General features: G+C 68.5%; 15 protein-coding genes. 12 read left to right on the top strand and 3 right to left on the bottom strand.

Annotated features, from left to right (window positions below):
- Nucleotides 1-141: 141 nt before the first annotated feature.
- On the top strand, nt 142-555 hold the full coding sequence (locus M6444_RS04025) for a nuclear transport factor 2 family protein (protein WP_298323411.1): 414 nt from the start codon (nt 142-144) through the stop codon (nt 553-555).
- A 26-nt stretch (nt 556-581) separates the two neighbouring features.
- Nucleotides 582-1,022, top strand: a complete 441-nt coding sequence (locus tag M6444_RS04030) for a hypothetical protein (RefSeq protein WP_298323413.1) — start codon at nt 582-584, stop codon at nt 1,020-1,022.
- Nucleotides 1,023-1,042: 20 nt separating this feature from the next.
- On the opposite strand, the gene M6444_RS04035 is transcribed toward M6444_RS04030, so the two are convergent.
- Nucleotides 1,043-2,353, bottom strand: coding sequence for an MFS transporter (locus M6444_RS04035; protein ID WP_298323414.1), 1,311 nt, complete (start codon nt 2,351-2,353; stop codon nt 1,043-1,045).
- A 229-nt stretch (nt 2,354-2,582) separates the two neighbouring features.
- Between M6444_RS04035 and rpsF the strand changes: the two genes are divergently transcribed.
- The 4 genes from rpsF to rplI all read left to right on the top strand — a co-directional run bounded on the left by rpsF (nt 2,583) and on the right by rplI (nt 4,269).
- Entirely contained in the window at nt 2,583-2,873 is a 291-nt protein-coding gene (gene rpsF / locus M6444_RS04040; protein WP_298323415.1) for a 30S ribosomal protein S6, read from the top strand.
- A gap of 52 nt (nt 2,874-2,925) precedes the next feature.
- Complete coding sequence (locus tag M6444_RS04045) at nt 2,926-3,450, top strand: single-stranded DNA-binding protein (protein ID WP_298323416.1); 525 nt, start codon at nt 2,926-2,928, stop codon at nt 3,448-3,450.
- 115 nt (nt 3,451-3,565) lie between these two features.
- Entirely contained in the window at nt 3,566-3,802 is a 237-nt protein-coding gene (gene rpsR, locus M6444_RS04050) for a 30S ribosomal protein S18 (RefSeq protein ID WP_298323417.1), read from the top strand.
- Between the two features lie 17 nt (nt 3,803-3,819).
- Nucleotides 3,820-4,269, top strand: a complete 450-nt coding sequence (gene rplI / locus M6444_RS04055) for a 50S ribosomal protein L9 (RefSeq protein ID WP_298323419.1) — start codon at nt 3,820-3,822, stop codon at nt 4,267-4,269.
- A gap of 99 nt (nt 4,270-4,368) precedes the next feature.
- On the opposite strand, the gene M6444_RS04060 is transcribed toward rplI, so the two are convergent.
- Entirely contained in the window at nt 4,369-4,998 is a 630-nt protein-coding gene (locus M6444_RS04060) for an LUD domain-containing protein (RefSeq protein WP_298323421.1), read from the bottom strand.
- Nucleotides 4,999-5,142: 144 nt separating this feature from the next.
- Between M6444_RS04060 and M6444_RS04065 the strand changes: the two genes are divergently transcribed.
- The 5 genes from M6444_RS04065 (at nt 5,143) to M6444_RS04085 (ending at nt 9,076) form a co-directional block, all read left to right on the top strand.
- The gene (locus M6444_RS04065) at nt 5,143-5,556 is read left to right on the top strand and encodes a helix-turn-helix domain-containing protein (RefSeq protein WP_363326230.1); all 414 of its coding nucleotides are present in this window, start codon (nt 5,143-5,145) and stop codon (nt 5,554-5,556) included.
- 50 nt (nt 5,557-5,606) lie between these two features.
- On the top strand, nt 5,607-6,872 hold the full coding sequence (locus M6444_RS04070) for a histidine kinase (protein WP_298323424.1): 1,266 nt from the start codon (nt 5,607-5,609) through the stop codon (nt 6,870-6,872).
- Nucleotides 6,872-7,540, top strand: a complete 669-nt coding sequence (locus M6444_RS04075; protein ID WP_298323426.1) for a response regulator transcription factor — start codon at nt 6,872-6,874, stop codon at nt 7,538-7,540. The genes M6444_RS04070 and M6444_RS04075 overlap by 1 nt, the downstream gene beginning before the upstream one ends.
- Before the next feature lie 77 nt (nt 7,541-7,617).
- Nucleotides 7,618-8,727 (top strand): hypothetical protein, encoded by a 1,110-nt coding sequence (locus M6444_RS04080; RefSeq protein WP_298323428.1) that lies wholly within the window; start codon nt 7,618-7,620, stop codon nt 8,725-8,727.
- A gap of 28 nt (nt 8,728-8,755) precedes the next feature.
- On the top strand, nt 8,756-9,076 hold the full coding sequence (locus M6444_RS04085; protein WP_298323430.1) for a thiamine-binding protein: 321 nt from the start codon (nt 8,756-8,758) through the stop codon (nt 9,074-9,076).
- A gap of 162 nt (nt 9,077-9,238) precedes the next feature.
- Here M6444_RS04085 and M6444_RS04090 read toward each other — a convergent pair whose 3' ends face one another.
- Nucleotides 9,239-10,597, bottom strand: a complete 1,359-nt coding sequence (locus M6444_RS04090) for an MATE family efflux transporter (RefSeq protein ID WP_298323433.1) — start codon at nt 10,595-10,597, stop codon at nt 9,239-9,241.
- 420 nt (nt 10,598-11,017) lie between these two features.
- On the opposite strand from M6444_RS04090, the gene dnaB reads away from it, so the two are divergent.
- Nucleotides 11,018-12,345 (top strand): replicative DNA helicase (dnaB, locus tag M6444_RS04095; protein WP_363326231.1); only part of this gene is annotated, 1,328 nt, incomplete at its 3' end.

Genomic DNA, 12,345 nt, shown 5'->3' on the forward strand with positions numbered 1-12,345 from the left:
CTCCTGACAGCACACCGGCGCGACCGCCTCACGCATGGGGCGGCATACCGGGCTCCAGGCCGGCAGGCGACGATGGGACTCACCGCCACGCCGACGACGAGGTCGCGGTCCGGGCGGGCATCAGCGTGAGAGGCGGAAACCTTGGGCACTCGGACCACGATCGACGAATTCCTACGCAGGCTGGGCGAAGGCGACCCGGAGCGGGTCGCCGAGTTGTTCACCGACGACGTCGACTGGGCGCTGGACTGGCCCGAAGACCGGCACGGCGGGACGATTCCCTGGATCCGGCATCGCTCGAAGCGCGCCGACGTCGCCGAGCATTTCCGCGAGATCGCGCTGGCTCATGATCCACAGCGTGCGTCAGCCGAGGTTACCGGTGTGCTGGTCGACGGTGCGGACGCAGTCGTCTTCGGCGTGATCGGAAACACGGTGCGATCGACCGGCAAGAGTTACTCCGCACGAGTCGCACTGCACTTCACCGTGGACGACGACATGATCAGCCGCTATCACGTCTACGAGGACAGTCTGGCCGTCGCCGAAGCGTGCACATCGTGAACTTCGCTCCCGCCGTGTGAACGACGATGAGTGACGAGACGAGACGCGGGGAGGCCTGGCGCGACCAGCGTCGGGAGGCCTTCGAGGCGCATGCGGCGGCGCTGGCGCGACGCAAAGCGGCAGAGACCGATCGCGCGCGGGCCATCATCGCCGACTTCGTGGCCCGCATGTCGGCTCGGTCCGTGCCGGCCCACCCGTTGCGGGCCCGGGTTGCCGGTGGACGAGGCACGTACCGGACCGGGCTGACCGGTTGGTACGTGCGTCGCAACCACGCCTTGGGGGTCGGCGTGGACGGCGAGTTCTACATCCTGGACGTGCCGCCGAGTCTGCGCGCGAGGTTCTTCGGCGCTGACGTCGAACCGTCGGATCCGCCGCTGGTGGTGGGTGAAGGCGCCCGCGACGGCGAGTCGATCCCGCTCGACGAGCTGCTCGAGCAGCGCTTGGCGGCCGGCGCCGACTTCGACTGAATCCGCTGTCAGTGAGGTGACTAGCCCTGAGTTCGTGCCGAACTGCGGGCCCGTAGCCGTTCGATGGCCAGCAGCACCACCGTCGGAACCACGAGAAGGACGGCGAGGGCGTTCAGCCCGCCGTACCCCTGAAGGCCGAGAACGACGCCGGACAAGCCGCCGCCGGTCGCGGCCACGAGGTTCATGAGCAGGTCGGACACGCCTTGGATCGCCGGCCGGTGCTCGTCGGTCACCGACTCGGCAAGCAGCGTCGAGCCGGCGACGAGTCCAGCCGACCAGCCGAGACCGAGCAGCACCAGCCCGACCATGAGCCGCGGAGTGGAATGTCCGGCCGTGCCGGCCACGACCGCCGACATGATCAGCAGCAGTTGCCCGATGACGATCACCGGCCGCCGCCCGAGCCGGTCGGCCAGCCAGCCGAAGACCGGCGACAACGCGTACATGCCCGCGATGTGCAGGCTGATGACCAGACCGATGATCTTGAGCTCGGCGCCGTGGTGCGTCATCTGCACCGGGGTCATGGTCATCACCGAGACCATCACCCCGTGGCCCAGCACCACCGCGGACAACGCGACCAGCGCCGCTGGACTGTGCGCGAGCTCGCGCATCGCCGACCCGGAGGCTTGCGTCATCGCCGGGTTCACCGGGGTGTTGCGAGGATTGGACGGCAGTGTGACGAGCAATGGGTCGGGACGGAGCAGGACGGCGATCACGATGGCTGCTGCGGTGAACCCAGCAGTAGAGATGGCGAACGGGCCGGCGATCTCCGGGATGCCGAGCCACCGTCCGACCACCTCGCCCGGCCCGGTGAGGTTGGGTCCCAGGACCGAACCGACGGTGGTCGACCAGACCACGACCGACAGGTGCCGGGCGCGCGAGCTCGGCGGAGACAGGTCGGTGGCGGCGTACCGCGACTGCAGGTTGGTCGCGGTCCCGGAGCCGATCAGCAGCAACCCGACGAGGAAGAGCACGAACGACGAGGTGACGGCCGAGACCACCGCAACGGCTGCCCCGACGGCGGCGAGAATCCACCCGGCGCTGAGACTGACCCGGCGGCCGCGGCGCGCCGCCAGCCGAGCCAAGGGAATCGCCAGAGACGCTGCGCCGAGCGTGATCATGGTGCCGGCGAGCCCGGACCATTCGTCGGAACCGGACAGCTGCAGGGCCAGGACCGCGCCGACGGACACCGCCGCTCCGATGCCCAGCCCACCGACGACTTGCGCGCTCACCAGGAGGATCAGGGTGCGGCGTTGAATTGCGGCGATGGACTCGACGCTGTGGCCGACAGCAGCGCCCGGCCGGGCGTCGTCAGGTCCGGCGGTGGTCGGCACAGCAGTCTCCTCGAGCGGCAACGATTCGTGTTGACGCTAGCGGAACGGACATTCCCGGCCTTCCCAGCGGGGTTGTGGATAACCGAATCGGAGTTTGCCGACTTCGCTGATAGCCTTACTCACGGCCCGGTCACGTACGACATGAGTGCGTCGACCCGGGCCGCCAGACGACATAGCCCTCCTGCCACGGAGAGACCGTGGCCGCGAAGTCCACAGGAGGTGATCCGGCATGCGTCGTTACGAGGTCATGGTGATCCTGGACCCGGAGTCCGAGGAGCGCACCGTCGCCCCAAGCCTCGAGCAGTATCTCGGGGTCGTACGTGAAGCCGGTGGCTCGGTCGAGAAGGTCGACATCTGGGGCCGCCGCAAGCTCGCGTACGAGATCGACAAGAAGAGCGAGGGCATCTACGCGGTGCTCGACGTCAAGTGCGAGGCCGAAACCGTGGCCGAGCTCGACCGGCAACTCGGCCTTTCCGAGTCCGTGCTGCGCACCAAGGTCGTGCGGCCCGAGGCTCACTGAGCTTCGCCGGTTCATCCCAGCACTCTCGCGCCCGCAACGATTGGGAGCATCCATGGCAGGCGAGACCGTCATCACGATCGTCGGCAACCTGACCGACGACCCCGAGCTCCGGTTCACGCCGAGCGGGGCTGCCGTCGCGAACTTCACCATCGCGTCCACGCCACGTACGTTCAACCGGCAGACCAGTACCTGGGAGGACGGCGACGCGCTGTTCATGCGGTGCTCGGTCTGGCGGCAGGCGGCCGAGAGCGTTGCGGAGTCGTTGCAGCGAGGCATGCGCGTCATCGCGCAAGGCCGGCTTCGGCAGCGTTCGTTCGAGACCCGCGAGGGTGAGAAGCGAACGGTCGTCGAGCTGGAGGTCGACGAGATCGGCCCCAGCCTGCGCTTCGCCACGGCGAAGGTCACCAAGACACAGCGCTCCGGCGGTGGTGGCGGCGGTTACGGCGCCGGCTCGCTGAGCGGTGCGCCGGTCGGCAATGACCCCTGGGCCACGCAAGGCGCCGGCGCCCCCCAGGGCGGCGGCAACGACCCCTGGGCGAACCAAGGCGGCGGCGCGGCCGAAGAGCCTCCGTTCTGATCAACCACGTGCCACTCGGCGCATGCCGCTCGGGTAGGCACATCACACATCCGACCCCATCCCGGTCCGCCACGGCCAGCGAGGTGACCGGGCTCTTCGAAGGAGGAGCACCACGATGGTGAAGCCCGCTGTGCGCAAACCGAAGAAGAAAGTTTGCGCCTTCTGCAAGGACAAGGTCGACTACGTCGACTTCAAGGACACGTCGCTGCTGCGCAAGTACATCTCCGATCGCGGCAAGATCCGCGCGCGCCGCGTCACCGGCAATTGCACGCGTCATCAGCGCGACGTGGCGATCGCTATCAAGAACGCCCGAGAGATGGCTCTGTTGCCGTACACCTCGACGGCTCGCTGAGGAAGGTCGAGGACGTCATGAAGCTCATTCTCACTCAGGAAGTGTCGGGCCTCGGTGCGGCCGGCGACATCGTCGAGGTGAAGGACGGCTACGGCCGTAACTACCTGCTTCCGCGCGGGTTCGCCTTCCCCTGGACCAAGGGTGCCCAGAAGCAGATCGACTCGATCCGTCGGGCGCGCCAGGCTCGGGAGTTCGCCGACCTCGACAGCGCGCGCGAAGTCAAGACTCGGCTGGAGAACACGACGGTGCGGCTGTCGGCCAAGGCCGGCGACGCGGGCCGACTCTTCGGTGCAGTCACGGCGGCCGACATCGCCAAGGCGGTCACCGACGCGGGCGGCCCGGAGATCGACAAGCGGCGCGTCGAGCTCGGCAAGCCGATCAAGACCGTCGGAAAGCACAACGTCACCGTTCGGCTGCACCCCGAGGTGGCTGCCGACATCGAGATCGAGGTCGTCCCCTCGTCCTGACGACGTGTGTCACCGCGCAGGGGCGACGCAGACGGCGAGGTGCCGTCCGCGTCGCCCCTGACTTTCCTGGTGAAGGCGTTTGCTGGCCACGGTGGCTCGTCAGAAGCCGATCGCCTCGCGGACGAGTATCACGGTCGCGCGGTCAGGCAGTGCTTCACGTTCGAAGATCAAGATCTTGCCGATGAACGACGGTTGCCCGGTGGCTTGCCGACTTCGTCGCCACTCCAGCGGCAGGCTGTACGAACGAACTCGCCGCAGCGCGGTGTCGAGGTCGGGGACCACCTTCTGCGCACCGACGATCCAGATGGCCCGCAGCGCTCCGGCGGCATATGACGCGAGCTGGCTGCCGGTGGCTGACGCGGCCACCATCTGACCTTGTTCGGTGATCGCGTGGACGCTGCCCACGACGACGTCGGGCGCGGCCCCCAGCTTGAGCTGAGCGGCGAAGTCGTCGCCAAGTCGCGCCGCGCGCCGGCGGACGGACTCGAAGTCCGCTGACTCCTCGATGTCGGCAGCTATCCCGGACAACTGCAGTGTCTGGCTGTTGGCCGTGAAGATTCCCTGGTCGCGGGGGAGCAGGTCACGTACCCGGGCTCGCGCTTCGGCCACCGTGTCGACGATGTCGACGGTGAAGCCGTTACCCCGCAGCGCTTTGGCGGCACGTTCGAGCTGGTCGGCGTCCGCGGGCTCGGCGAACGACATGTCGATGTCGGGTGCATCGATCGTCATGGTGGACCCCTTCGAGAAGATCTCCTGGCGGCTGCCGCCATCATGAAGAATGGCGTCCGGGGTGGGGAAGACCGCACTTTCGAGTGCCTGAGTGACGCGGAGGTAACCGTGCTGGACCCGAAGCCGGACACCGAGCCGGCGCAGTTGCCGCGAACCATCCGGGCAGACGACCACGACGACGTGTCCTGTCGGGCCAGAGAGATGCTGGACCGAATCGGCGACAAGTGGTCGTTGGCCGTCGTGCACCAACTCGGGTGGGGCCCGCGTCGTTTCACCGAGCTCAAGTACAGCGTCGAGGGCATCAGCCAGCGCATGTTGACGGCGACGCTGCGCGGGCTGGAACGCGACGGCCTGGTGAAACGGACGATTCACCCGGTCGTGCCGCCGCGCGTGGACTACGAACTGACGCCACTGGGCGTCGGCCTGGTCGAGACGGTCTGCGCGATGCTGCGGTGGACTGTGGCTCAGCGCAACGCGATCGAACGCGCTCGCGCCGACTACGACCGTCGCCGGGCGGCGGAGCGCCAGGAGGCGAGCAGCGCCGCGCTGACCAGCTGACACCACAGCGGCTCAGCTCGCTGCGACGGTCCACCTGGAACAATCGAGCCGTGGGCCTCGACCGGAACACGATGACGAACGTGGTGCGCACGACGCTGCGCCGCGGCGTCCACCTGCTGCTCGGTGGCGTCATCCTGATTCCGTACCTGCTGCTGGGTGTGGGGTTCGTCCAGATGTTCCTGGAACCGGACGTCCCGAAAGTTCCGCTCATCGTCCTGGTCGCTGTCACGGTGCTCATCGGCGCGATTCCGCCAGTGCTGCCGGCGATGCGACATCTCGAGATCACCGCTACGCGGAACCTGCTGGACGTCGACTTGCCCGATCCCGTGGCCGACCCGCCGTGGGAGACCCGGCTGCTGGGTGCCGCCTGGTACGTGCTGCATCTGTTGTGTGGCGGACTCGCGATCCTGACCGTCCTGATCGTCGCGCCGCTGGCGGTGATGCTCATCGCGCAGGGATTCGGTGCTGACGAGGGCTGGAGCTCGACGGCGTCGATGCCGATCGTGGATCGCATCGATGGGCCGCTCGCGTTCCTCGCCGCACCGGCACTCGTTCTGGCGGCCTTCGCCATCTTCGCCTTGCTCGGTGCCGGCCTGGCGCAGCTGGCGCCGTTGCTGCTCGGCCCGTCCCCGGCGGAACTGATGGCGGCCCTGGAGACGCAGGCCGAAGAGTTCGCCGAGCGCAACCGACTGGCGAGGGAGCTGCACGACTCCGTCGGGCACGCCCTGACGGTGACGACGGTGCAGGCCGCTGCCGCGCGGCGGGTGCTGGAGACCGACCCGGAGTTCGTCCGCCGAGCGTTGAGCGCGGTCGAGGAGGCCGGGCGCAGCGCGATGGAAGACCTGGATCACGTCCTGGGGGTCCTGCGCACCGGTTCGGCCGCCGACGCAGCAACCGATGACCCGGCAGGCCCGCAACGCACCCTCGCCGACCTGGCGCGCCTGGTCGACGACACGCGCGCCGCCGGTGTCACCGTCGACGCCGTCGTCGAAGGCGACCTCGACACGATTCCACCGGCGGTGTCCAGAGAGGCGTATCGCATCGTCCAGGAATGCTTGACCAACGCGATGCGGCATGCTGGACCGGTGCCCGTCGTACTCCGCGTCGCCGCCACCTCCGCCGGCCTCGACCTCCAGGTGTCCAACCCGATGCCGCCCGGTATGCCGCGTCGCAGTTCTCGCGGTGGGCGCGGCTTGCGGGGCATCCGTGAACGGGTGCGCCTGCTCCGTGGCGAGTTCAGCGCAGAGGGCCAAGCCGGCCAGTGGCGCGTGCACGTCCGGTTGCCGGCGCGCAGCGACGCGCGCGGTGGTGCGTGATGAGCACCGAATCGATCACCGGATCGACCACCGTCATGCTCGTCGACGACGAGCCGCTGGTACGCGCGGGGCTACGGGCCATCATCGACGTCGAGCCCGACCTCAGCGTGGTGGCCGAAGCCTCCGACGGTGCCGAGGTCGGCCCGATCGTCTCGCGGGATCGCCCCGACGTGATCCTCATGGATGTCCGGATGCCGGCCGTCGATGGCATCCAGGCGACGCGACTGCTGATGGACCGCTACGACGAGCCGCCGCGCATCCTGGTGGTCACGACGTTCGAGAACGACGACTACGTGTACGACGCGTTGCAGGCCGGAGCGCACGGATTCCTGCTCAAGCGAACCCGGCCGGAACAGATCGTTCAGGCGATCCGGACCGTCGTCCAGGGCGACTCGCTCGTCTTCCCGGCAGCGATCCGGCAGTTGGCCGCCTCGCGCCGGGGAGGCGGCGGGGACGCTTTGGCGAGCGCCGGGCTGAGCGACCGTGAGGCGGAGGTTCTGCGCCTGGTCGCGGCCGGACTGTCCAACGGCGAGATCGCGGAGAAGCTGTTCGTCGGCCACGAGACTGTGAAGACACACGTGGGCAACGTGTTGACGAAGCTCGGTGTCCGCGACCGCACGCAGGCGGTCATCGCGGCCTACGAGTCGGGGTTCATCAGCCCTCGGTGAACCGTCCCCCGGCAGAGGGACGGACGTCACCGCCTCGCGGGATCCGCCGCATGCTCAGCGAGGGCATCGTGGCCGGTATGAACACGACGACGTCGACCGCATCGAGCACGGCGAGTGCCCAGGACCGGCGCGGCTGGTGGCAGCTGTGGACCCGCTGGGCGCCGTACGCCGCGCTGGTATGGGCCTTCGGTTACGCCGTGATGGCATCGGCGTGGATGGTCACCGGTTCCGGCTTCCCGATGGGCACCAACGACCCTGGAGCCCAGATGTCCCTGCTGGGCGGCGTACCGGCGGACATCGGCGCGGTGATCTTCGCCGTCGCGGCCCTGACCGCCGTGGTGGTGGGACTTCGGATGCTCGTCCCCGACAGCAGGTTCGGGCGGTCGTGGCTCATCGGCTTCGGCGCTGCGCTCAGTGCGGTGCTGCTGTTCGTCATCCCGGACATGCGGGTGCTGGCGGTGCTCGGGTACCTCCCGATGATCATCGTGAAGGCACCATTCGACGCGACGATCCGCGCCGACCTGGCAGATGCGCTCATCATCCAGCACGCTCATCAGGCTGCGGCCGTGGTGGGAGGGTTCCTCTGGGCGGCGGCGACGCTGGTGTACGCACGGCGCACGGCCGGCACCTGCGTGCGGTGTGGGCGGGGCGAGCACCGTCGCCGGTGGACGACACCGGATGCGGCCGCACGCTGGGCGCGGTGGCCGGTGTACGTCGCCGCCGGCGTCCCGGTGGTCTACGCCGCGACGCGATGGATCTGGGTCGCCGGTTTCGCGCTGGGCATCGACGAGGACGTCCACGCTGCCGCCACGGCGGACGGCTCGATCTGGGCCGGTGCGTGGCTCGGCTCGTTCGCCTTGGTCGGCAGCGTGCTGACGACGGGACTGATCCAGCGATGGGGTGACGTGTTCCCGCGATGGATCCCGGTACTGGGCGGGAGGTCCGTGCCGATCAGCCTGGCCGTGGTTCCGGCGTCCATCGTCGCTGTCATGGTGACTTCGGCCGGGCTGGGCTTCTACAAGTTGGCCTTCTCCGCGGCCGGGTCGGCCGGTCTGGACTGGGACTCGTGGGCCGCGCTGGGGCCGGAACTGCTGTGGCCGCTGTGGGGTGTCGCGCTGGGCGCCGCCACCCTTGCGTACTACCTGCGTCGGCGCGGTGGGTGCGCGGATTGCGGTCAGAGCTGCTGAGCGGCTCTGGACGTGGGACGATGGGGTCATGCTTGTCGCCTTCTCCGTCGCTCCGTCCGGTACCGGTGACTCGGTGTCCGAGGCGGTGGCCGACGCCGTCGCCGTCGTCCGCGACTCGGGCCTGCCGAACACGACCGACGCCATGTTCACCACCATCGAGGGAGAGTGGGAGGAGTGCATGGACGTCGTCCGCCGGGCGTGTGAAGCGGTCGGTAAGCACGGCAACCGGGTCAGCTTGGTCCTGAAAGCCGATATCCGGCCGGGCTACACCAACGAGTTGACCGGCAAGGTCGAGCGCATGGAGGCCGCGATGGCCAACCGGCAGCCCGGAGAGACGCCCCGGGACTGACGGGGTCGGCGCTGGGGTTCGGGCTCGACCGCGCGACGCCGAGCGTGTAGGCGGCGCGACGGTGGACACCACGAGGTGTTCTGTTGCATCACCAGGCGTGCACGGGTGGTGCGGCAGGGAATTGCCAAGTGAACATGATCATTCGCGTTGGCGATCACGTCCTCACCGGACGGCGCCGGTGATCATCCACGCGTCCTGCCGCTCACGCAACGCCAGCGTCACCAGCCGGGCGATCATCCAGACACCGATCGCACCCCACAGGGCGACGATGCCGGTGGTGCCGGACAGGTCGAGTACGGCCACCATCGCCGCGGCGGGAAGGAAGAACATGACCGAAATGACCGACGCCCAGGCGAGGTAACGCCCATCACCTGCGCCGATGAGGACGCCGTCGAGGACGAACACCCAACCGGCTGCAGGCTGCATGAGCGCGGCGACGATCAGAGCGGCGAACAACAACGAGCGCACATCCGGATCGGAGGTGAACAGGCGCGCGTACACCGAGCCCACGGCCAAGAGCAGCACGGTTAGGGCGAATCCGGCGAGAACGCCCCACTGGACCATTCTGCGGGTGATCGAGCGTGCGCCGGCCACGTCGCCGGCACCCAGCGCCCGGCCGACCAGCGCTTGGGCTGCGATGGCCACCGCGTCGAGGATCAAGCTGAGCAGCGTCCACGTCGTGAGAGCAACCTGATGGGCCGCCAGTTCCGCGGTACCGAGCCCGGTGGCCACCACCGTGGCGGCGATCAGTGCGACGCGCATGGCCACCGTGCGGACGATGAGCGGGATGCCGGCGCCGAAGGCGCGCGCGACACCGCGTAGGTCCGGCCGGAGGTTGACCCCGTGCCGGCTGGCGCTTCGGGCCACGATGACGACGAAAACCGCAGCCATCGCCGTCTGGGCGATGACCGTGCCGATTGCCGAGCCCGCGATCCCCAGCCCGAAGCCGTAGACGAGAATGACGTTGAGCACGATGTTGCCGGCGGCGCCGGAGGCCGCCACGATCAGTGGGGTCCGTGTGTCCTGAAGTCCCCGCAGGATCCCGGTGGCTGCCAGCACGAGCAGCATGGAGGGCAGGCCCAGCAGACTGATCCAGAGGTAGGTTTCCGCGTGCTCGGCGACCTCGGCTGCCGGCCCGAACTGCGCGACGATCCACGGGCTCAGCGGCCAGCCCACGGCGAGCGTGGCGGCGCCCACCGCGAGTGCCAGCCAGCACCCGTCGCGCCCGGCGCGCAGGGCCCCGCGGAAATCGCCGGCGCCGAGCATCCGTGCGACGGCGGCGGTGGTGCCGTAGGCGAGAAAGATCGAGACGTTGACCAGCGTCGTCAGGACCGTCGACGCGATGCCCAGGCCCGCGAGTTCGGGTGTGCCCAGGTGGCCGATGATGGCCGAGTCGCCGAGCAGGAACAGCGGCTCAGCGACCAACGCTCCGAGCGCCGGCAGCGCAAGCCGCACGATCTCGCCGTCGGAGTGGTGGCGGCGCAACGGCCGAGTGAGCCGCGTGGGCAGAAATCGAGGCATGGCAGCACCGACGCTAGGGGTCGGACCTGACATCGAGGTACGCCGTCTCAACATTCGAGATCAAGATCTGGGGATATTCGTCCACACCCGGTGGATCAACATCGACCCAGGTGAGAGGCGGAGTCTGTCGGCTTTGCCCCGCCTGTGCCCAAGCGTTGTCCCCAGGACTGTCCACACCTGGGGATGATCGTCTTTTCGATCACCAGGAGACGGCTCGTGATCATCCACAGCCCGTACACAGAACGTGCACAGGGGCTGTGTACACAGGGTTGGACGCTGGACAGAGGTGGCCGTAGATTCACAGCGCGTGCAGGGGGCTGTCGCCGCCCGCTCGGGGTGTCGGCGTGGTGTTGTCGGCGGCGGCTGTTAGAACGCTTGTATGGATCTGCGCTGGGAGGGGGACTGGTGAGCGTCACGGAGTTGCCCGATCGGCACGACGAGGCGCCGCCCGCCGAATACGGCCGGACGCCTCCCCAGGATGTGGCTGCTGAGCAGTCGGTTCTCGGCGGCATGCTCCTGTCGAAAGACGCCATCGCCGACGTCGTCGAGATCCTTCGTGGGCACGACTTCTACCGCCCGGCGCACGAGGCCATCTACGAGGCCATCATCGACCTCTACGGTCGCGGTGAACCGGCTGATGCCGTCACCGTCGCGGCGCAGCTGCAGAAGAGCGGCGAGCTGGGCCGCGTGGGCGGCGCGCCGTACCTGCACACGCTGGTGTCGTCGGTTCCGTCGGCGGCCAACGCCGGCTTCTACGCCGAGATCGTGCGCGAACGGGCCATCCTGCGCCGGCTGGTCGAGGCCGGCACGCGCATCGTTCAGCTCGGTTACGGCGACGACGGCGACGCCGACGACATCGTCGACCGCGCCCAGGCCGAGGTCTACGCCGTCACCGAGCGGCGGGCGTCGGAGGACTACCTCCCGCTCTCGGAGATCATGGAGGGCGCTCTCGACGAGATCGAGGCCATCGGCTCGCGGGGCGGGCAGATGGTCGGCGTGCCCACGGGGTTCGCCGATCTCGATGCGCTGACCAACGGCCTGCACCCGGGTCAGCTGGTGATCCTGGCGGCCCGGCCCGCTGTGGGTAAGTCCACGCTGGGCCTGGACGTCGCCCGCGCGACCTCCATCAAGCACGGTCTGGCGTCGGTGATCTTCTCGCTGGAGATGAGCCGCAACGAGATCACCATGCGCCTGCTCTCCGCTGAGGCGAAGGTGCCGTTGCACCACATGCGCTCCGGGCAGATGACCGATGACGACTGGAACCGCATCGCCCGCAGCACCGGTGAGGTCTCCAGCGCGCCGTTGTACATCGACGACTCGCCGAACATGACGATGATGGAGATCCGCGCCAAGTGCCGCCGGCTCAAGCAGCGTAACGACCTGCGCTTGGTCATCATCGACTACCTACAGCTGATGACCAGCGGGAAGAAGGTCGAGAGCCGCCAGCAAGAGGTGTCGGAGTTCTCCCGCGCGCTCAAGCTGCTGGCGAAGGAGCTCGAGGTGCCGGTCGTCGCGATCAGTCAGCTCAACCGTGGTCCCGAGCAGCGCCAAGACAAGAAGCCGATGCTGTCCGACCTACGTGAGAGCGGGTCCATCGAGCAGGACGCCGACATGGTGCTACTTCTGCATCGCGAGGACGCGTACGAGAAGGAATCGCCACGGGCCGGCGAGGCCGACTTCATCGTGGCCAAGCACCGCAACGGCCCTACTGCGACCATCACCGTCGCCTTCCAGGGTCACTACAGCCG

The organism is Haloactinopolyspora sp. (genome assembly GCF_027324685.1).
GTDB lineage: Bacteria > Actinomycetota > Actinomycetes > Jiangellales > Jiangellaceae > Haloactinopolyspora.

Coding starts and splice junctions, on each gene's coding strand:
- M6444_RS04030 (WP_298323413.1), top strand. CDS start 582: ATGAGTGACGAGACGAGACGCGGGGAGGCCTGGCGCGACCAGCGTCGG.
- rpsF (WP_298323415.1), top strand. CDS start 2,583: ATGCGTCGTTACGAGGTCATGGTGATCCTGGACCCGGAGTCCGAGGAG.
- M6444_RS04045 (WP_298323416.1), top strand. CDS start 2,926: ATGGCAGGCGAGACCGTCATCACGATCGTCGGCAACCTGACCGACGAC.
- rpsR (WP_298323417.1), top strand. CDS start 3,566: ATGGTGAAGCCCGCTGTGCGCAAACCGAAGAAGAAAGTTTGCGCCTTC.
- rplI (WP_298323419.1), top strand. CDS start 3,820: ATGAAGCTCATTCTCACTCAGGAAGTGTCGGGCCTCGGTGCGGCCGGC.
- M6444_RS04060 (WP_298323421.1), bottom strand. CDS start 4,998: ATGACGATCGATGCACCCGACATCGACATGTCGTTCGCCGAGCCCGCG.
- M6444_RS04075 (WP_298323426.1), top strand. CDS start 6,872: ATGAGCACCGAATCGATCACCGGATCGACCACCGTCATGCTCGTCGAC.
- M6444_RS04080 (WP_298323428.1), top strand. CDS start 7,618: ATGAACACGACGACGTCGACCGCATCGAGCACGGCGAGTGCCCAGGAC.
- M6444_RS04085 (WP_298323430.1), top strand. CDS start 8,756: ATGCTTGTCGCCTTCTCCGTCGCTCCGTCCGGTACCGGTGACTCGGTG.
- M6444_RS04090 (WP_298323433.1), bottom strand. CDS start 10,597: ATGCCTCGATTTCTGCCCACGCGGCTCACTCGGCCGTTGCGCCGCCAC.